This is a genomic window from Methylobacterium sp. TK31, from assembly GCF_055361545.1.
This window is the reverse complement of sequence record NZ_CM143964.1, coordinates 2,307,148-2,327,459: the sequence shown is the minus strand read 5'-3', so window position 1 is coordinate 2,327,459 and position 20,312 is coordinate 2,307,148. Positions and strand designations below refer to the sequence as shown.

Sequence of the window (20,312 nt, the reverse complement as noted above, 5' to 3'; positions counted from 1 at the left end):
CGACCTGCCTCGCTTAAGAGGGTGAAGTTGAACCTTCCCGAGCGGCTGCGCCGCACAAGGTAGTGGACCTTCGACATTGCCTGCCTCCGGCGAAATGTTTCTGAAGGTGACTACGGTGCGAGACCGGCTCAAGTTTCAGGACAGAGTTTTAAATCAAGCCGACGACCGGCGAGGGCGGTCGCGCCTTTGGAAGGTCAAGATCGGCGCGCGTCCTCTTTCTTGTCAGACGGCTTGCCAAGCCGACCACAAGGGCGATGGCGTAGGCCTACGCTGAACGCCGAACGCATAGCCTCATCGAGACCGCGTTCGGCGTCGTCAGTTTCACGTCGTCGGAGAGCGAGGCATCGCTTTCCGACGACGTGTCTTGGGTGGCGACTAGCGCAGGGTGCCGTTGAGGCCGCCTGGGAAGAAGCCACCGGGGCTCTGGGTGGTGTTGAGGTAGACGATGTTGAGCACCTGGCCGGGGGTACGGGCGAACACGAGGCCCTGGGCATTGGTCGGGACGAGGTTGGCATCCGAGAACTGGAAGCCTGGGGTTGCCGACTGGGTGCCGCTGATGCCCTGGTCGAGATCGGTGCTGCCGTCGAGCGAGTCGCGGGCATTGGAGATCGCGTCCGCCTGGTTGATCAGGCCCTTGGCGTACAACACCGTACGGATGATGCCGGCGTGATAGGCCTCGACCGCGAGGATGCTGGCGGCGGCGCTGAGGAAGGTCTTGTTCTGGATCGCACCGGCGGCGCCGTTATAGGCGGTGACACCGACATCTTCGAAGATGAACGAGGCGAGCAGGAAGTTCGTGTCGTTGGCGTAGGCGTCGAACCGGTCATTCGCGCCGATCAGGCCGGCGGCGCGGGCAGCAGCGGTGAAGGCGAAGTCGATGTCGAGGCGCGGCCGGCTGACGGCGGCGCTGCCCAGCGCGGCGCGCAGGAAGCGGACGTGAGCCTCCTCGTCGGCGGCGATCTCGAAGGCGTACTTGCGCACGTTTGGATCGGTGAACGGCACGGCGCGACCGCCGCCGTTGACGGCACCGACGGCGCCGACGCCCTGGAGATCGCCGGCCTTGAGGCCCGCACCGTTCACGGCATTCAGGTAAAACTCGGCCTCGAGATACTCGAGGTTGAGCGCGAAGTTCAGAATGTCCGCATCGGTGACGTTCGTCGGCAGGCCCTGGGCCTGGGACTCGGTGGTCGTATTGCCCAGGATGGCGGCGCCGGCGATGCCGAGACCAAGGGTCTGAAGGAAGGCGCGGCGGCCCTTCTCGAGATTGACGACGCGCGTGCCAGGCTCGAGGCCCGAAAGCTCGCTGTCTGCAGTGTTCTGCTTGTCTGTCATGGTCCGTTTTCTCTCAACGTGTCGCGCAGCTGAAATTGCGGCGTCGCGGGCGAAGTTAGCGGTAACCAGATTCGCCACAATGACGGGCTTACTAAAAGTGGCTTAACTGTGCGGTATTTTCTTTGCCTGTGTCTAATCAGGCACGGGGTGGCAAGAAAGCTGTTGTAGGGTACCTGTCCCGGTGGGCAGGGACGGGAATGAAGGGTACGTTAACGAAACGCCAGGATCGGAAAAATTTCCCATGTCTTTGACGCGGCTATCCTTTGCTCTGGTTTGCTGCGCGGGACTTTTCGGCTCCGTCGCCCATGGTCGTGATGCTGGGCCTCCGCGCGCGAGCCTCACCGGCCCGGAAACCGAGATGGACCTGTCGGCGCGCCCGCTGCGCCGGACCGTCGCTGGCAAGTCGTCTCGGGATGCGGTCGTCGCACCGGACCGTGGCGAGGGGCGAACCTACAATTTCAGCCCCGAGGACGTCGAGGCGACGGCGGGGCTCGGCTCCGAAGCACTAGAGATCGGAACCCAGCCCGGCGAAGCCGGCAGCTACCGTCTTAACTTCGAACGGGCCGAGGTGAAGGATGTGGTCCACGCCATCCTCAACGATACGCTCGGCCTCAACTACACGATGGCCTCTGATGTCGCCGGCCTGATCACGATCTCCTCGCCCCGGCCGATGACCCGCGTCGAACTGCTCTCGGCGCTTGAGACCGTGCTCTCGGGCCAGGGCTACACAATGACCCGCAACGCCGCCGGCTACCGCATCACCTCGGCCGCCACCAGCATCGGCAATGTCAGCTTCGGCAACGCGCAGGTGCCGGGCTACGGCGTCTCGGTGGTTCCGCTGCGCTACGTCTCGGCCGCGGTGATGTCGAAGCTCGTCTCGGGTTTCGTCACCGAAGCCGACGGCCTGCGCTTCGATACCGGGCGCAACACCATCATCGTCAAGGGCCCCGGCCCGCGCCGCCAGGAGGCGGTGAGCGCGATCCTGGCTTTCGACGCGGACTGGATGCGCGGGCAGTCGGTGAGCCTGTTCGAGCTGCGCCGCGCCCGGCCCGAGGCGGTGGTCGCCGACCTGACGCAGCTGTTCGACACCGGCGAGAACGGTGCGAGCTCGGGCCTAATTCAGTTCAAACCGATCACGCGCCTGCGCGCCGTGATGGCGATGTCGAAGAACCCGTCCCTGATCCGCCGGGCAGAGACCTTCGTGCGCAAGCTCGACGGCACGGTCGAGGCCGCCGAGGAAACGGTGTTCATCTATAAGGCGCGCTATCGCGACGCAAAGGAACTGGCCCGCGTCATCAACGGCTTGTTCGGGACGGGCAACACGAACGCCAACACCAATACCGCGACCCAGGGCGCCGGGCTCGGCGGCCTCAACGGCGGCGGCCAGGGACAGGGCCGGAACTTCTCCGGCGGCAATCAGGGCGGCGGCCTGAACGGGGGCAATTCCGGCTCCGGCTATGGCGGGCTCGGCCAGGGCAATTCCGGCAATCAGGGCGGCGGCCAGCAGAACACCGGTGCCGACCTTCTCCGGGCGCGGTTCGCCTCGGCCTACGGCGACAGCGTGCCGAACAACGGCATGGCCGACGGCGGCGCGACCGCACTCGGCGGCGGCAGCGACAACCTCGACCTGACCCGGCGTGGCAACGGGGCGCGGCGCGTCTCGATCAGCGCCGACCCATCGAATAACTCGGTGATCACCTATGCCGACGGGGAGACCTACCGGAAGATCAACGCCGCCCTGCGCCAGCTCGACGCGACCCCGGCCCAGGTGGCGGTCAACGTGACCATCGCTGAGGTGACGCTCACCGATCAGCTCAAGTACGGCGTGCAGTACTTCCTCGACTCGAAGAACGTCGGGCTCGGCAAGGGCAAGGGCTCGATCGGCCTGTTGAGCGCCGCCGCGGCGACCGCGGGCGGCGCCACCAACGCGCTGACGGCGGGCGCCGGCGGCGGCTTCAACTTCCTGGTCGGCGGCTATTCTGGCCCGGACGTGGTGCTCTCGGCGCTCGACGGCTTCACCGACGTCAAGATCCTGTCCTCGCCCTCGCTCGTAGTGCTGGAGAACCAGCCGGCCTCGCTCCAGGTGGGCGATTCCGTCCCGATTACCACGACGCAGGCGCAGGGCATCACCGTGCCCGGCGCGCCGCTCGTCAGCCAAGTGGAGTTCCGCGACACCGGCATCATCCTCAACGTCGTCCCGCGCATCGGGCAGAACGACGCCGTGACCATGCAGATCGAGCAGGAGATCTCGGCGGTGGTCGGCGCCTCGAACACGCTCACCCCGACGATCTCGAAGCGACGCGTTGCGAGCACGATCTCGGTCGCCAACGGACAGACCGTGCTGCTCGCCGGCCTGATCAGCGAGAAGCGGCAGACGTCCCGCGACGGCATCCCGTTCCTCGACCGGCTGCCCAACGTCGGCGACCTGTTCAGCTCCGTCGACAACGGCGCGCAGCGCACCGAACTCGTGGTGTTCATCCGCCCGGTGGTGGTGCGCTCGGGCCGCGACGCGCAGCGGGTGGCCGAGGATTACCGCAGTCAGCTGCGCGATGCCGGGGCCCGGCGCGGTGCCTCGCCGCCCGCCCGCCGCCCGGTCTACAAGCCCTGACCGGCCGCGCATGTCGGTCGGAAGCGTCGGGACATCCGATTTCGCTGGGCTCGTGATCGCCGTCGCCGTCGTCGGCGCGGCGTTCGCCGCCTGGACCGGTCCGGGGCCGGTCGCGACAGGCATCCTCGCATTCGCCCTGGCAGTCGTCGGCCTGCGGATCGTCTGGCAGGATCTGGCGGATTTCACGATCCCCGACGCCGCGACCCTCGCGCTCGGACTGATCGGCCTCACGGCGCGGATCGGCGATGGCGCCTATCCGGGCGAAGGACCAGTCGCGGCGATCGGCTTCGCGGCTCTCGACGCCGCGATCTGCGGCGGCGTCCTGCTCGCGCTCCGCGAGGCCTATTACCGCCTGCGCGGGCATGACGGCATCGGCCTCGGCGACGTGAAGCTCGCGACCGCCGGCGGCGTCCTGCTCGGCACCGTCGGGCTCTCCTGGGCAATCCTCGGCGCGAGCCTGACCGGCCTCGCCGTCGTCGGCGCACGCCGGGTGCTGCCCGCTTCGGCGCGCACCGTGCCGGTGACTGATCGGATCGCCTTCGGCGCCGTCCTCGCCCCCGCGCTCTGGGCGACGTGGCTCGTCGGGCAGATCGTGCCCGGCGCGCTGGGGCAGCCGTAGATGTCGACCTTCGCCTACATGGCCCTCGACTCCGCGGGCAAGATTCTCAAGGGGACGATGGAGGCCGAGGCGAGCGGCGAGGTCTTCGCCCATCTCGACCGGGTCGGCTGCACGCCGATCTCGGTCGAGGCGCAGGCCCGCGGGGCACGGCCGCCAGGGCGGTCGCTGCAGGATTGGCTGACCCCGGACCCGCGGCCCGAGGATATCACCGGCCTGACGCTGGATCTCGCGATGCTGCTCAAGGGCGGCGTCGCTTTGACCGAGGCGCTGCAGATCCTCACTCAGATGGAGAGCCGAAGCTGGCTCGTGCGGGTGCTGCGCGACCTTCACGCCGCGCTGAGCCACGGCAAGAGCCTGTCGGAGGCGATCTCCGCGCATCCGAAGCTGTTTCCGCCGATCTACGTGAAGATGGTCGAGGTCGCCGAGACCTCCGGGCGGCTGGAGGAGGCGTTGACCGGGCTCGCCGCCGAGCGCCAGCGCGGGGAACGCCTGCGCAAGCGCTTCATCTCGGCGATCTCCTACCCCTGCTTTCTCGTGGTCGCGGCGGTGGGCGTGCTGTTCTTCATCCTGATCTACCTGATCCCGAAATTCGAGGTCGCGCTGCAGGGCTTCCGCGACAAGATCGACCCCTCGGCGCTGGTGGTGTTCGAGATGTCAGGGTTCCTCAACCGAAACCTCGACATCGTGGTGCTGTCGATGGCCGGCCTCCTCGGCGGCGGCGTCCTGCTCAACCGGATCGGCAGCGAGCGCGGGCTATGGCTCGCGCTCTTCGCGCGCCTGCCGTTCAGCCGCGCGGTCCTCGCCAACGAACTCACCGTCACCTTCTGCCGGACGCTGGCGATCCTGGTGCGCAACCGCGTCGACATCTCCACGGCGCTTCGCCTGATCCGCGGCGTGGTGCGCCTGCCCGGGGCCGGCCCCGAGATCGACCGCGTCGTCGCCGACGTGCGCCAGGGGCAGCGCCTGTCCGAGACGCTGTCGCGCGGAAAGCTCTTCCCCCGGCACGTGGTGCAGATGCTGCGCGTCGGCGAGGAATCCGGCGATCTCGCCGATAGTGCGAGCCGCGTCGCGGTGTTCTACGAAGCCAAGCTCGACGCGGCACTGGGTCGCGTCATCGCGGTGGTGGGGCCGGCGGTCATGGTTCTGGTAAGCCTGCTGATCGCGTGGCTCATCATTTCGGTGATGACCGCGCTCATGAGCATCAATGACCTGCTGGTCTGAGGTTTCGTCCCGATGATCGTTTCCATGCGTTCCCGCCTCCACCGATCCGGTCGCCGCGTGCGCGATGCGCAGGGCGGGTTCACCCTCGTCGAGCTGCTCGTCGTGCTGGTGATCCTCGGCCTCGTCATGGGCCTCGCGGGTCCGCGCGTGCTCGGCTACCTGTCGAGCTCGCGCGACAAGGCGGCCAAGCTGCAGATCGAATCCTTCGCCTCGGCGCTCGACCTGTTCTACCTCGACAACGGCCGCTACCCGTCGACGAGCGAAGGCCTGCAATCGCTGGTGCAGCGCCCGCCGGCGGCCGAGAACTGGAGCGGCCCCTACCTCAAGCAGGGCAGCGTGCCGGCCGACCCGTGGGGACGCCCCTACGAATATCGGATTCCGGGAAAGATCACCCCCTACGCCATCCTCTCTCTCGGCGCAGACGGCGTGAAGGGCGGCAACGGCGTGATCGGCAAGGAATGAGGGCCAGGGTTCGAAGCAGCCCGCGCGACCGCGAGGCGTCGGCGGGCTTCACGCTGATCGAGGCGCTCGCGGCTTTCGCCATCGTGGCGGTCCTGAGCCTCGTGGTGCAGCGGGGCGTGGTGCAGTCGCGCGCCGGGCTCGTAGCGGTGGAGGACAGGCTCGCCGCCGAGCGCGTCGCCCGCTCGCTGCTGGCCGAACCGTTGCGCGCATCGGACATTGGCACGGGCGGACGCACCGGCACCCTGGACGGCTACCGCTACACCATCCGCCTCGCGGCCCTGGAACTTCCCCTGCCCGAGGCCGAGCGCGACACGGAGAGCGGCTGTCAGCCGTCGGCCGGCGCCTGTGATCCGTCAGACCCCGCCGCAGGCGTCCGCTGGATGCCGATGCGCCAGGACATCGAGGTCCTGACCCGCCGCGGAACGGCCGTGACGGTCGAGACGATCCGGCTCGGGCAGACGGCATCGGCCGATGCGGGGGGGCGGTAAGATGATCGCGACCGAGATGTTGCCGGGGCCGTCGCGACTCGGCCGGGACCGGCTCGTTTCTAAGCCTCCGATCTCGCGACGCGACGCTGACGGAAAGCGATCCGTGTGATGGGCTTCGAAACCTTCCTGAAGCGCTTCTCGAAAACCGCGCGCCCGATCCCGGACCCCGCCCCCCGGGAGCCGGAGGCCTTCTCGACCCCGTCTGCGCCGACGGAGACGGCGCCCGTCCCGAACGGGACGTCCTCGGGCGAGCCGGTGGCACCGGGCGAGACCACGTGGCGGCAGGTGCTCGACCCCGACTGGGAGGCACGGCGCCAGGTGCTCGACTGGAAGGGCCTACCGCAGGTGCACGACTACGTCGCCCGCCTGATGACCGGCCGCTCCACCGCCGAGCGCGGCTTATGGCTCGACTGGACCCTCGACCGCCACCTGGCGCCCTTGCGCGAGCGGCTCGGCCGCGACCTCAGCCTCGCCTCCTTCGGCTGTGGTCCCGGCGGGATCGAGGAGGCGATCCTGCGCCAGGGTCGCTGGCCGCTGTCGAAGATCACGCTCTACGAGTACGACGCGGCCCTACTCGCGGATGCCCGGCGCAAGATCGAACCGTTTCCGCTCGAATCCGAGTTCCTGGCCTTCGACTTCAACCATCCGCCACCGATCGACCGCAGCTTCGACGTGGTGTTCTTCTGCCATTCGCTGCACCATTGCGCCGACCTCGAACGGTTCCTGCCCTTCCTCAACCGGATCGTCTCTCCGGACGGGCTGATCCTTGGCCTCGATTATTTCGGGCCGCCGCGCCTGCAGATGGACCGCGACGCCCGCCGGCTCGCCGACGAGATCTTCGCCTACCTGCCCCCGCACCTGCGGCGGAACCTGAAGGCGGAGCAGGACGACCGGATCGACGCGCACCTGACCCTGCCGACCATCCCGGCTGTGGCCAGCTACGATCCGAGCGAGGCGCCCCGCAGCGCCGACCTGCGCTCGATGCTGTTTGCGGCCTTCGACGTGGTCGAGGTGCTGCCGATGGGAGGCACGCTCCTGCGCAACCTGCTCGCCGACCGCGCCGGAAACTTCCGCAGCGAGAGCGACCTGGCGATCCTCGACCTGACGATGATGATCGAGCGGCTGGCGATCGAGACCCGGCTCGTGGCCTCGGACGACCTCTACTTCGTGGTGAGGCCGACCAACCGGATCTGAGCGTATCGCCCGCCGGGACCGATCAACGTTCCCAGGCGGTGACGTAGTACGGCGCGTCGCGGGCCGGGGCACGGGCCAGGGTCACGGCGACGCTGCGATTGGCGGCGGCCGCTGTGACGACCGTGACGCGAACGCGGAAGGCGGTGCCGCGCGTCGTGGTGATCAGCGGCTGCTGTTTCGGCAGCAGGACCTTCAGCCGATCGGCGACCGTTGCGCGCGGCGCGGTACGAAGCGCCACGACCTGCGCGACGAGGCTCGGGGTCATCTCGGGCAACGTCATCAAAACCGCCTCGGAAGCTTCCAGCACGTTCACGCGGCCCTGGACGTTGTCGACGGTGAGCAGGGGGGCGAGGGCGGCCATGTCCTCCTCCGAGACATCGGGCAGCCAGCGAAGTTCCGCCACCGTGCGGAAGCCGTCCTTGCCCCGGCCGACGGGCTTGGCGGCGAGGCTGATCTTGGCCGGATCGACGTTCGCGGGCGGCTTGTCCTCGTAGCGGTCGCGCCATTGCACGACGCGGGCGGCGAACGCCTCGGGCTTCAGGCCGGTCAGCCCAGCGGTGCGATAGGCGCCGGCCAGCAGGACGGGATCGGACCAGTTCAGGTCGATCCGGCCGGATTCGTCGGCCGCGAACAGGGTGATGCTGCCGCCGTCGAGGGCGATCCGCTGATCGCGTATCCGCGCCGTGGGGAGTTTTAGCGCGAACAGTTCGTGAGCCGCGAGGTCGATGCCGGAGCGGACCATCGCTTCGAGCCTGAGGTCGTCGGCGGTGCCGCGCACGCCGTTGACCGCCGAGCGCACCATCAGCGCCGTTCCGCCAGCGAGGCTCAGGAGTAGGGCCATGATGCCGAGCACCGCGACGAGGATGAAGCCGTCCTGCCGGCCGCGCATCTCAGCGCTCCCCCGTCGCGGCCATGCCGCCCGGGGTCGGGCCGGGCGCGCCCTGCCCCTCCACGGACCACGGATCGATGCGGCTGCAGAAGGCTTTCCGCGGCGCGGCGCAGCCCGGCTCCGCCTCGATCCGGAGCGGGACGCGAAGGCTCGACAGGATCTTCCCGCTCGCGGGATCGGTGAAGGCGACGCGCACAGCGATCGGCAGCGTCTCGCTCGCGGGCCAGGCATCGACCACGCGTTCGGGAGCACCTTCGCCGGGCGCCACCACATAGGCGAAGCGGACCGGGGTCGTGCCAGCGTAGACCGTGCGCGCGGGCGCGAAATCGATAGCGGCTTCGTCGCGATCGAGGGGCGAGAGCGGCGCCTCGGCGCGAAGCACGGCGCTGCCCACCTTCGTTTCGGTCCCCTGCAACAGGATCGCGAGGCTCCGGGGCGTGCCGTTCGCGTCGGAGCGGTCGAGGGAGAACAGCATCCGGTCGGGCAGGCCTGCAAACACGAAGTTCCGCCGGCCCGGCCCGGCCCATCGCGCCCGCGCGATCGACCCGATGTCGCGGGCGAGCGCGGCCAGCGCGTGGCCGGCGACGTCCAGGCGTTCGGTGCGCTCCGCCGTCCGGTCGGCCTGCCGCGACATCAGCCCGAGCAGCGACCCGACCGCGACGAGGATGATCGCACCGATCGCCATCGTCGCCAGCGCCTCCACCAGAAGGAAGCCGGCCGAACTCGGCCGCGCGGGCGGGACGCGGAGCCGTCGCGCGGTGCGTGCCGCGCGGGCGTCCCCGTCACTCGTCAAGACGTGCCCCCCGGTCGATCACAATCGCGGCGGTCTGCGGATCGACCCGGACCGACAAGATGCCGGACCGGTCGGCCCGCATCAGGAAGATCTCCCCGCCCGACGCCCGCCCGTCCGGCATGAAGCGGATTCCATCGAGCCCCGCGCCGGAGACGCGCAGGAACAGGTTCGCCGGGATGGCGACCATGCCGTTCTCAGCACTGGACAGCACGCGGCCGCCCGCGAGATCGACGACGCTCGTCACCGAGCGCCCGCTCCGGACGGCTTCGTCGCGGTCGGCCCGCAGGATTGCCGCGATCTCGAACCCTTTGACCCGCAGGCTGGTCGCGCTCCCCGAGAATGACACCCGCGGCAGGGCGAGTGCTGCGATCAGGCTGATAATCGCCAAGACCAGCGTCATCTCGATCAGGGTAAAGCCCGCATGGTTCGTGCGGCGGGGGGCATCGGCCGGTGGCATGCGGTTGTTCGACAATCCTGGTCCTTCTGCCAAAGTTCAGCTGCGGGAAGTCCGCCTCATCGAAAACACTCTCATCCGAGCGCGTCGAATTCGAGGCGTCGCGGGAGGTGCTCAGATCCAGTGTTCGGCATGATCCCGGTCCAGGTCGAGGACGATCGTGTCCGCCATCACGGCAAGGGGATCCGCGCCGGGCATGAGCACCGCCGTCCGGTGCACAGTGCCTGCGCGCCACCTTTCTGCATGGGGCACGATCAGCCGGTACAACCCCGGCAGGTCCGCCGCGATATCGATGGGATAAGCACGATGAGCCGCGATCTCTGATGCAACCACCGGCAGCCCCATCGCGAGCGCGAGCGCAATGCCGCACGCGACGCCCTGCCGGTGTTGCGGGGTCAGATAAAGGTCGCTGGCCGCTAACAGGTCGAAGAGGTCGGCGTCGTCAATGGCCGCGAACGTCACGAGGTCGGTAGGCTCGTCGGGACAGGCGACGGTACCGCGGCCAGCCGCGACGAAGAGAGGTCGGACTTTAAGTGCCGGATCGGTGAATGGATATTCGGTGGCAAGTGCGATGAAGTCCTCGATGCCATCGCCCCGCGCGTCTCCTGGGTCCGTGCCGAAGAGGTTGATCACAACGAAGCGTCCGTTGAAACCGAATTTTTCGCGGAGCGCCGGGCGTCGCACAGCCCAGGCCTCGGACCATGCCGCACCCGCCGGGCGGTCGTGGGCAAGCAAAACTGTCTCCTGCCCGAACAGGGCATCCCGTGCGGACGGCGACGTCGAGAAGACGCGGCGCGCCAGCGTAGCGTGGTAGCGCTTGTCGAGGATCGCGTCCGCCCGCGCGTCGCGATCAGGCCCCGATCCCGCCGGCGCGTCGCCGTGATCGACGCAGTAGACGAGCGGCCGCCGCCCGAGATGCTGCGTCACCGCAAAGAACGGCGCGGTGTGGGCGACTACCGCATCGACGCCTTCGCGCGTCGCGAAGACCGCCGCCTCCGCGGGATCCGCGAGCCGGACCCGACGGCGATCCAGGCCGAGTGTAACGTCCTCCCGGTCGGGGCCGCCGAGGATGACCTCGAAGCCACGCGCGGTGAGAAACGCCTCCTGATCCGCCACCCACCGACCGATGCCGTCTCCGGCGCTCAGCAGCAGAACCCTGCGAACGCCGGAGGGCGGACGCCGCCACGGGGGAACCACCCGCGGCGGAATGGCGAGGCCCCCGATCCTCTCCCGCGACAGGTTCGGATTGTAGGACGGATCGTCCCGGATCACCGCCGCGTGCCGCCGCCGCACGCGGATCGCCTCGCGGACGTTGCGGCCCTGGTCTGCCCGGGTTGTGGAGGCGCCGCGCGAGAGCGATTCGTGATGCAGCAGCAGCGGCTCGGCGACGTAGAGGTTGCGGTATCCCGCAGCCTGCGCGGCGCAGCAGAGGTCCACGTCGTTGTAATCGATCCGCAGCAGCGGGTCGAAACCGCCGATCTCCATGAAGACCGAACGCCGGATCGCGAGGCAGGCCCCGGTGACGGCGCTCATCTCACGGGTCGCATCAAGGGCGCGCGCAGTCGCCTCCGGCAGATCGACGAGGGCATGCGCGCCGACGCCGGCGATGCCGAGGACGACGCCGCCATGCTGCACCGTCTCGCTCGGATAGAGCAAACGCGCGCCGACGGCGCCCGCCTCCGGCCGGGCGGCGTGGATGGCGAGCCGGCGCAGCCAATCCGGCTGCCGGATGGTGGTGTCGTTGTTGAGAAAGACGAGGATGTCTTCGTCCGCGCCCGCGGCGCCGACGTTGCAGATCTCGGAGAAGTTGAACGGGCCGGGCGAGGCGACGACGCGCACTCGCGCATCCGCCGCGACTTCCGCGAAGTATCGCGCCGTCTCATCCTCCGATGAACCGTTGTCCACGATGACGATGCGATAACGCTCGGACAGGTAGTCGGTGCGTGCCAGGACGCTGTCGATGCAGGCCCGCAGCAGGGCGCTCCGGTCCCGCGTCGGGATGACGATCCGGACGGTGGGCAGCGGCTCCGGCGGGCCGCCGGGGGCCTCGGCCGCGTTCCGCGACGGATCGGGAACGGGCTGGTTCGTGCGCGATGGCGGCACCGCCTCGTCCACGGCGCGGTGGTGGAGGATCAACGGGATGCGGATCACCCGCGCGGGGTCGAGCCCGAGGAGCAGGTCCGCCCAGGCCCGGTCGGGGTCTTCGAGCCCACCCAGTGCACGCGCGAGCATCCCGCGGGTCGGCGGGGCGATGCGCAGGGCGATCACCGGGCCGGCATAGGGCACCTGCCGCATGAGCACGGGCGACATGGCCGGCGTGAACACCGGCGCATGCCGCGTCCCAATCCCGTCGATCCGGTCGTGATCGCTGTAGGCGCCGAGCGCCGCCCCGTGGCCGAGCGCGGCCGCGAACGCGTGACAGGCGTGCGGCCGCAGCCGGCTCCCCCCGCTGGCGAGCAGCACGATATTCCCGTCCACGAGCCCTGCCAGCGCCTCGGCGACCGTATCGACGCAGGCGATCCGCGGCTCGGTGGCGACCTGGGCGACGATCGTCTTCCAGGAGGCGGCGTCCACGTCTGGGCCGCGCAGCAGCATGGCGCGCCAGGAGGCACCGGCCTGACCTGCGAGGGCGCTCACGAATGCGCCGTCGCGGTCGACGACGACGATGCAATGCACGGTCGCCGGCACCGGTTCGGCGGCGATCCGCTCCAGATCCGCCGCTTCGAGATCGTCGTGGACGGCGAGCCAGCGCCCGTAGCGCGAGACGCCCATCGGCCGATGGCCGCGGCGGAGACCCAGCCGAAGGTAATGGACGAGCGGGGCCGGAAAGGTGTCGCGGTCGTGCGGATACGTGAGCGCGTAATGCTCGGCATCGAAGGCCGGGCCGGGGTCCCGCAGTTCGGCCGCGCCGTATTTGCGGTAGTGGGCCAGCGCATCTAATCCGCCTCTGGCGACGTCCGGGTAGGTGTCGCGGTACCACGCTTCGTCGAACAGCCCGCTGGTGCGGATCAGGTAGATCAGCGACGCCTCGTCGTCCCGCAGCCAGACCGGACATCCGGTCCCGGCCTCGCCCGCCTCGATCGCATGCAGGAACGGCGGCAGCTGCCCCGTCCCGGCTTCGGGGACGGCGTCGAGGTAGCGGCGCGTGTCGAAGTTCGGCCCGGGATCGCGATGCTCGTGCAGGCCGTATTCGCAGAAATGCGCCAGCGGGCCCGGCCCGAAGCCCGCGACTTCGGGATAGGTCGCACGATACCATTCGGCGTCGAACAGGCCGGAATCTCGAACGCGTCGGGTATGATCCGCGATGACCGGATCGACGCGCGGACGACGTTTGCTGCGAAAGAACTTCATCGCGTCCTGTTCCTCCCACCCTCTGTCGCCGATCCGGACTAGCCCTCGACGCGGCAAGGCGACGCGCCGGAGCATCGCGCACCGGGATCGGACCCGCTTCCCACCGTCCACGCGCCGACGGCGTGGCAGCCGGTTCGTGAAACGTGGGTGCGACCGAACGAAGGTTTGCCGCCGCGCGCGCGGTCAGTCGAGATCGAACACCCACCCCTCGCCCTCGGCGCGAAACCCGGAATCGGCGAAGACGTCGGCGCAGGGTGCGTTCCTGTCCGTCGCGAGAAAGCACGCCGAGACCCGGGCCGAACCGTCCCGCTTCAGCCCGTCAACTATGCCCGCCAGCATCCGCCGCTCGATGTCGAGCCCGACGACGCGGCAACTCATGACGAGCTGTTCGATCGCGGCGCCGCGCACGAGGACGGCGCCGACGAGGCCGTAATCGGTGAAGCGGTCGGCGACCGAGAAGGCATGGATCACCGCGCCCTCCTGAAGGGCCGCCTGCATCGCCTCCGAAGTCCACCGGTGGCCGGTTGTGTTGAACTGGTTGGTCTTGTTGATCAGTTCGAGCGTGCGAGGAAAGCGGCCATGCCCGGTCGTCGTGATGACGTCCGACACGACCCGGATGTCGAGATCGTCCACAAACTCGGTGCGCGAGACCGTCTTGCGGGTCTCCTCGCGCACCACCTGCGCCCGGATCATCTCGGTCCGCCTTCCGGATTCGTCCGAGATGAACGGCACCTGCGTCTCGGCCGACCACAGAAGCGTCCGGCGGATGCCGTAGAGGTCGGCCCCGAGCGTCCGGATGCCCGGAAACGCCGCCTCGATGGCGGCCCGCTCGACCGGGTTGTCGTCGATGAACACGGTGCTCGACGGCAGGACGTTGACCTGTTGCAGGATCGCGGCGACGCTCTCGACCTTCGGATTCCAGCCGATCATCACGACCGCGAAATCAGCTAGCTCAAGGCGGTCGCCGAGTTGCGCGTTCCAGGCAGCCCGGATCGTCGCCTCGTCGTTCTTGCTCGCGATGGCGAGTACAATTCCCCTCGCCTTCAAAACGGCGAGCGCTTCAGCAAGGCCGAACGGCCAGCCCTCGCTGGTTTGGGCCTCGCCCGTCTCTTCGGCAATCACACCGCGCCAAAGCGTGTCGTCGAGGTCGACGATGACGAGCTTCACAGTATCGATCTGTTGGAGTGTCCGGACCATCGCCTCGATCTCGGCATGGATGGCATCGAAGAACGCATCGATCCTAAGGTCGCTTTGCCGGCCGATGGGAAGAGGTGGATGAAGTCGTGTTCGATCGTGGGCGGCATCGAAGTCGCTCAACGTCGAATTATGGTTCAGCATCCAAAGATGCTCGTCCTGAACGTGCATGCGCCCGATCGTGGCGGAGATGGCGTCGAAGTCCAGGATATGGCTGTTCGCGTAGCCGCAGACCAACTCCGCGAGACTCTCGTTCAAGCGATCGATGAAATAGGTAAAGTTCCGCAGATCGTTGCGCGGCATCAAGCGTCCGAGCACGTCCTGCTGCGGTCGGAAGTAGTTGACGACGAGCGTGGTGATCCCGTTCTGACGGTTCCACTGCATCGCCGCATCGAGCGCGAGGCTCAGCCGCTGCACGGCCTGGTCGAAGACGAACCGGTAATCGTCGGCGCGATGATATTTCAGCTTGGCGAAATGCGCGTCGGCTAGCAGCGTACGCAGCGGGATCTGCACGATCTGCGCGTCGTACTCTTCAATAGGCCGCGGCGGGGCATCAGGAAGCCGTCCGATGTTATTGAACAGCACGAAATCGCCCGGCGGCGCCTCGAAATTTACAGGATCGGACACGAGATCCTCAACGAGACACGAGCCGATCACCAGGATTCGCCGCAAGCGGGTCGGTGTCGTCCGCAATGTGGTCGGAACTCGGAACTCTTTAGGCTCGAGGGGCCTGTGTGAGCTGGCGTCGCGGGCAGTTGAGCCCCCTCCTGCGGTCTGCGTAGTACCGGCCACCGCCCCGAACCCCGACCTCCGCGGCGATAGGATTTTCCAGAGCGACGTCATACGGTTTCCTGCTGAGCTGACGAAAATGTCGCCCGTGCAGCCTCCTTACCCGTGCCGACCGTGCAGGGGTATACCGACAGCGAAAGGGAAACTCGTACGGCCCCTTACTCGTGTGCGCCGGTTCGTCGATGCCACCCTATCCCCCCCGAGAGCCTTCCATCGCTTTGTCGCCCACTACGACAAGTTCGCTTGCAACATCGTGTCGGCCATCGTCGTCCCCGTCTGGTGTCGTGCGGTGCGCCTGGGGATTCGCTTCCCGCCGAGCAAGGTCAGCCGACCGGGCTGGACGACCGGGATGGGCGCGAAGTCGTCGATCGTGTAGCTTCGAGGCATGTCCGGTTTCGTGACTTCTCCTTCCGGAAGCAAACCGGCTTTAATCCACCCAACTCGGTCTTAGATCGCCGCAGATCGAACTGCCGCGGAGCGGACCTCCCGAAGGCCCGCTCCGGGTCGGGTGCAGCCCCGCGCAGGGCCAACCGGGTCGGGTCTCGACCCGAGCGGAGCCACCCCAAACCCTCGACTCCGCCCCACGAGGGGCGGGAGGCCAGCGCTCCCGCCCGCGCCCCGCCCCCTCAGTTCTTCGCCAGGGCGTCCGCGAAGGCGATCATGCGGTTGCGGGCGTAGGTCGGCAGGCCGGCGCTGATCGAGGTGCCGGTGTTGAAGGACGAGTTGCCCATCAGCACCTGGGCCGGCAGCAGGTTCTTGAGCACCGGCACGCGGGCGTATTCCTGCTTGCGGTCGAGGACGTCGCCCTTGATCGCCAGGGCCATGTAGGTGGTGACCACGGTCTTGCCCGGGTCGCCCGGCATCGGCTGGAACACCGCCAGGAACTTGCCGAAGCGCAGGATCTGGTTGACCCAGAAGATGGTCTGCTCCAGCCCGCCGGTCACCGGCGTGTCGAGCTTGGTCAGGTTGCCCAGGGCCGCGATCTCCGCCGGGGGCAGGGTGCGCAACTCGCTCTGGAACGAGACGAACTCGGCGATCTTCTTCGTCGCCCCGTCCTCGAGGCGGTTGGCGAGCTTCACGCCCAGCGGCAGCTTGCCCTCGAGGTCGTAGCGCGACTCGATGCAGGTGGTGCCGACCTCGCACCAGGGCCGGTCCGGCCGCTTGGCGAAAGCGGCGGCCGGGTCCTTGTTCGGGGTCGCGTCGGCGGGGTTGAGCGCCTTGTGCTTGATCACCGGGTCCATCTTGGCGACGAAGCCGAGGGTGGCGTAGGACGCCAGGTCGATGCTCTCCGGGGCCTTCGCCACCACGAAGCGCCCCTGCGCCACGTAGACCTTGAGGGTCTCGTGCCGGCGCTTGGCGACCCCGTTGAGGGTCTGCACGTAGTCGGGTTCGGCGTAGTCCGGATGCGGCGCCAGCACCGCGCGCTCGCCGGGGCGCAGCTTGCCCCAGTCGAGATAGGGCACGAGGCCGTTCTCGGGCTTGGCCGGATCTTCGCGATGGTCGGTGAACAGGATGGTGCCGGGCTTCAGGCCGGTGACGCCGGCCGCCTCGATGGCGGGCACGTCCCTGATCCGCTCCGCCGCCGCGGGGGCCGCGGGCGGCTGGAGCTTGATGCCCTCCTGGGCGAGGGCCGGCCCGAGGGGGCCCCCCGCCAGGGCGAGCGCGAGGAGAAGGGTTGCCGGAAGTTGCCTGTGCACGTCGGGGCCTCGGAGGTCGGCAAGAAAAGGTTGGAAACAGGGGGGGCGGGCGCCGCGCCCGGGGCGGAGCGCCCTCAGAAGCGCGGCTCGTCGCCGAACAGGTAGTCGGGATCGCGGCGGCGCTGGCGCGGCCGGATCTCCTCGTCGTCGCCGAAGGGCGAGCGCTGTGTGCCCGGCCAGGGCTGGTAGGTCTCGGACTGCGCCCGGCGGTTGCGGCGCTCGCCATAGGGGTCGAGCAGATCGGCTTCGGGCTGCGCCCGTCTGGTGCCGTCGAGGCCGCCGAACAGGCCGCCGGCCACGTCGGGGGCCTCGTCCTCGGCGCCGAGGTCGCCGTCCTCGGGGTCGGGCCGCATGGCGGTCCGGGTCTCGCGCGGCAGCAGCTTGTACTGGGTGTCGGCCATGCGGCCGTCCTTGATCCGGAAATGCTCCTGGAAGCCGCCGCCCTCCACGCGCTCGCCGCTGCGCGGATCGATGCCGGCCTCGGCGATGTAGGGGCGCGCCTCCGGGGAGGGGGGCGCCAGGGGGGTGCGCGGCACCCCGTTGGCCCAGGCCGCCTGCAGGATGGTGCCGGCGATGGGCACCGCGAGGTGGCCGCCGGTCTGCCCGCGCCCGAGGGTGCGGCGGGTGCCGTCGGCATTGTCGTAGCCGACCCAAACCACGATGGTGATCTCGTTGGTGAAGCCGGAGAACCAGGCGTCGTTCTCGTTCTCGGAGGTGCCGGTCTTGCCCGCGATCGAGGACGAGAACCGGGCGAGCGCCGCGGCCGTGCCGTGGTTGGTCACCCCCTGCAGCATGGTCTTGAGCTGGTAGAACGCGACCCGGTCGGCCGAGCCGATCCGGGTCGGGGCCCGGGCCTCGCGGGTGTAGAGGGCCTTGCCGTCGCGCTCGACCGATTCGAGGGCGTAGGGCGCCGGCCGGGCGCCCTCGTTGGCCACCGCGGCGTAGAAGGCCGCCAGGTCCACCATCCGCACCGGCTGGGCGCCGAGCACGAAGGGATAGTAGCGCTCGCACTCGGCGTAGATCTGCGCCTCCAGGGCGAGGTCGCAGACCTTCTGCAGGCTCGCCGGCGCCTTCTCGGCGATGCCGCCCTGGAGCAGGCGGGCGGTGACGAGGTTCTTCGAGAATTCCAGGCCCCGCCGCAGGGTCGTGGCCCCGGCCCCCGTGCCCTCGTAGTTCTTCGGCGACCAGGACTCGCCGACCCCGCCGATGGGCGGCAGGGTGATGGCGGAATCCAGCACCAGGGTGTTGGGCTGCAGGCCGGCATTGAGCGCGGCGAGGTAGGTGAGGGGCTTCAGGGTCGAGCCCGGCTGGCGCACCGTCTGGGTGACGCGGTTGAGCTGGCTCACCGGGTAGGAGAAGCCGCCCGCCATGGCGAGGATGCGCCCGGTGCGGTTCTCCAGCACCAGGGCGGCGCCCTGGACGCTCGGGCGGACCCGCAGGTCGGCGCGCGGCACCTTCGCGTTCGGGTCGCGCAGCTTCACCCGCACCACGTCGTAGGGCTGGAGTTTTCCCCGCGCGGGGCCGGGCTCGAGGCTGGCGGTGCGGCCGTCGGCGAGGCCGACCTTCGCGGCGCCGCCGCGCCCGGTGTCGAGCACCACGGCCAGCGGCCAATGCACGTCGTAGAGGACGGGCCGCGCGGTCTCCAGCGCCCGCTGCCAGGCCGGCTTCGGGCGCTCGACCTTCGGGGAGGCCTGGGCCACCGCCTTCTCCGAGGCGGCCGCGGCCTTCTCGGCGGCGGCGGCCGCCCTGCGCTCGGCCTTGGTCTTCGGGACCGGCTTCGCTGTCGGATCGACCTTGGGGGCCGGATCGGCCTTGGGCGCCGGCTTGACCGGATCGCCCGTGAGCAGGGGCACGCCCAGGGGCGAGGCCTCGGCCGCCGGGACCGCGGCTTCGAGCTTGCGCACCGCGTCGGCGATGTTGAGTTCCGGGCCCTCGTAGCGGGCACGGCCGGTGGAGCGCTCGTAGGTGGACAGGCCTTCCTGCAGGGCCGCCTCGGTGGCGGTCTGCAGGCCGGCATTGATCGTGGAGCGCACCACGTGGCTGGCGGCCGTGAGGGACTCGACGCCCGCGAAGGTGCGCACCTCCCGCGCTAGGTGGTCGACGAAGTAGAAGCCGGCATCCCGCCGGGTCGCGTCGAGGGGCTTGAGGCCGAGCGGCGCGTTGGCCGCCTCGCCGAGCTGCGCCTCGGTGATCACGCCCTCTTCCTTCATGCGGGCGAGCACGTAGGCCCGGCGCTCGCGCGCCCGGTCGGGGTACTTGTCGGGGCTGTAGAAGTTCGGGCCCTTGGGCATGCCGGCCAGCAGCGCCGCCTCCGTCACGGTGAGCTGGCCCACCGATTTGCCGAAGTAGCTGCGCGCCGCCATCTCGATGCCGTAGGCGCCGCGGCCGAGATAGATGCCGTTGAGGTAGAGCTCCAGGATCTGCGGCTTGCCCAGGATGCGCTCCAGGCGGGAGGCCACGATCATCTCGCGGATCTTGCGCTCGTAGGTGACGTCGTCGCCCACCGAAAGGTTCTTGACCACCTGCTGGGTGATGGTGGAGCCGCCGGCCGGGCGGCCCGGCGAGGCGAGGTTGCCGATGAAGGCGCGGATCACGCCGCGCTCGTCGATGCCCCGGTGGGTCTCGAAGCGCTTGTCCTCGGCCGCCACGAAGGCCTTTTGGACCATCACCGGCACCTCGGTGATGGGCACGCTGAGGCGCCGGCCATTGGCCTCGAAGGCCTCGGCGTAGCGCTTGCCCGCGCCGTCGAGGATCAGGCTGGCGCCGGGGAGCTTGCGCTCCTTCAGGGCCTCGGCCGAGGGCAGGTCGGCCACCGCCTTGTTGTAGAACGCGATGACCTCGCCCGCGTCGAAGGGCGAATCCTTCGGGTTCTCGCCCTTGCAGAACTGGCGGTAGCTGACGTTCAGCTCGCCGATGTCGAGGCCGTGCAGGATCTTCGGCGCGCCGGCGCCGGCCACGGCGGAGGGGTCCTCCATGGCGGTGGAGATCAATTCGTCGAGATTGATGTCCTCGATGTCGAAGGCCTTGCGCATGTGGGCGCAGCCGTCGCGCAGGATCTGCACCACCTGGGCCCGGTCGGTCACGGGATCGAACTGCGTCTTCACCGCATCCGGCCGCGTCGTGACCTGACTGAGCGTCAGCGCGGTGGCGAACAGCTTGATCAGGATGATGTTCATGCGGGCCGGGATACCGGGAATGGGGTCGTGGCGCGGAGGGGCCGC

14 protein-coding genes are annotated in these 20,312 nt (G+C 69.1%); 6 read left to right on the top strand and 8 right to left on the bottom strand.

The features are described from left to right. Nucleotides 1-375: 375 nt before the first annotated feature. Nucleotides 376-1,332, bottom strand: a complete 957-nt coding sequence (locus ACXJY8_RS10640; RefSeq protein ID WP_463779801.1) for a ferritin-like domain-containing protein — start codon at nt 1,330-1,332, stop codon at nt 376-378. Between the two features lie 358 nt (nt 1,333-1,690). Between ACXJY8_RS10640 and gspD the strand changes: the two genes are divergently transcribed. The 6 genes from gspD (at nt 1,691) to ACXJY8_RS10610 (ending at nt 7,924) form a co-directional block, all read left to right on the top strand. Further along, complete coding sequence (gspD, locus tag ACXJY8_RS10635) at nt 1,691-3,940, top strand: type II secretion system secretin GspD (protein ID WP_463779798.1); 2,250 nt, start codon at nt 1,691-1,693, stop codon at nt 3,938-3,940. Nucleotides 3,941-3,950: 10 nt separating this feature from the next. Further along, nucleotides 3,951-4,559, top strand: coding sequence for a prepilin peptidase (locus ACXJY8_RS10630; RefSeq protein ID WP_463779795.1), 609 nt, complete (start codon nt 3,951-3,953; stop codon nt 4,557-4,559). Continuing rightward, on the top strand, nt 4,560-5,780 hold the full coding sequence (locus tag ACXJY8_RS10625; protein WP_463779792.1) for a type II secretion system F family protein: 1,221 nt from the start codon (nt 4,560-4,562) through the stop codon (nt 5,778-5,780). Between the two features lie 24 nt (nt 5,781-5,804). Continuing rightward, nucleotides 5,805-6,242 (top strand): type II secretion system major pseudopilin GspG, encoded by a 438-nt coding sequence (gene gspG, locus ACXJY8_RS10620; protein ID WP_463779788.1) that lies wholly within the window; start codon nt 5,805-5,807, stop codon nt 6,240-6,242. Then, complete coding sequence (locus ACXJY8_RS10615; protein ID WP_463779783.1) at nt 6,239-6,730, top strand: prepilin-type N-terminal cleavage/methylation domain-containing protein; 492 nt, start codon at nt 6,239-6,241, stop codon at nt 6,728-6,730. The genes gspG and ACXJY8_RS10615 overlap by 4 nt, the downstream gene beginning before the upstream one ends. Nucleotides 6,731-6,838: 108 nt before the next feature. Continuing rightward, nucleotides 6,839-7,924, top strand: coding sequence for a class I SAM-dependent methyltransferase (locus ACXJY8_RS10610; RefSeq protein ID WP_463779781.1), 1,086 nt, complete (start codon nt 6,839-6,841; stop codon nt 7,922-7,924). Nucleotides 7,925-7,946: 22 nt separating this feature from the next. Here the strand turns inward: ACXJY8_RS10610 and ACXJY8_RS10605 are convergent, their stop codons facing one another. The 7 genes from ACXJY8_RS10605 to ACXJY8_RS10575 form a co-directional block, all read right to left on the bottom strand. Continuing rightward, a complete protein-coding gene (locus ACXJY8_RS10605) occupies nt 7,947-8,813 on the bottom strand; it encodes a type II secretion system minor pseudopilin (protein ID WP_463779776.1) in 867 nt (288 codons plus the stop codon). A 1-nt stretch (nt 8,814) separates the two neighbouring features. Then, nucleotides 8,815-9,498, bottom strand: coding sequence for a PulJ/GspJ family protein (locus tag ACXJY8_RS10600; protein WP_463779772.1), 684 nt, complete (start codon nt 9,496-9,498; stop codon nt 8,815-8,817). A gap of 97 nt (nt 9,499-9,595) precedes the next feature. Next, nucleotides 9,596-10,078, bottom strand: coding sequence for a GspH/FimT family pseudopilin (locus ACXJY8_RS10595; RefSeq protein ID WP_463779769.1), 483 nt, complete (start codon nt 10,076-10,078; stop codon nt 9,596-9,598). A 96-nt stretch (nt 10,079-10,174) separates the two neighbouring features. Further along, nucleotides 10,175-13,411, bottom strand: coding sequence for a glycosyltransferase (locus ACXJY8_RS10590; protein WP_463779766.1), 3,237 nt, complete (start codon nt 13,409-13,411; stop codon nt 10,175-10,177). Nucleotides 13,412-13,594: 183 nt separating this feature from the next. Next, nucleotides 13,595-15,277, bottom strand: coding sequence for an HAD-IIIC family phosphatase (locus ACXJY8_RS10585; protein WP_463779762.1), 1,683 nt, complete (start codon nt 15,275-15,277; stop codon nt 13,595-13,597). A 743-nt stretch (nt 15,278-16,020) separates the two neighbouring features. Then, nucleotides 16,021-17,091 carry a hypothetical protein gene (locus ACXJY8_RS10580; RefSeq protein ID WP_463779758.1) on the bottom strand — a complete coding sequence of 357 codons (1,071 nt, stop codon included), beginning with the start codon at nt 17,089-17,091 and terminating at the stop codon, nt 16,021-16,023. Between the two features lie 74 nt (nt 17,092-17,165). Continuing rightward, nucleotides 17,166-20,267 carry a penicillin-binding protein 1A gene (locus tag ACXJY8_RS10575; RefSeq protein WP_463779756.1) on the bottom strand — a complete coding sequence of 1,034 codons (3,102 nt, stop codon included), beginning with the start codon at nt 20,265-20,267 and terminating at the stop codon, nt 17,166-17,168. Nucleotides 20,268-20,312: the final 45 nt, after the last annotated feature.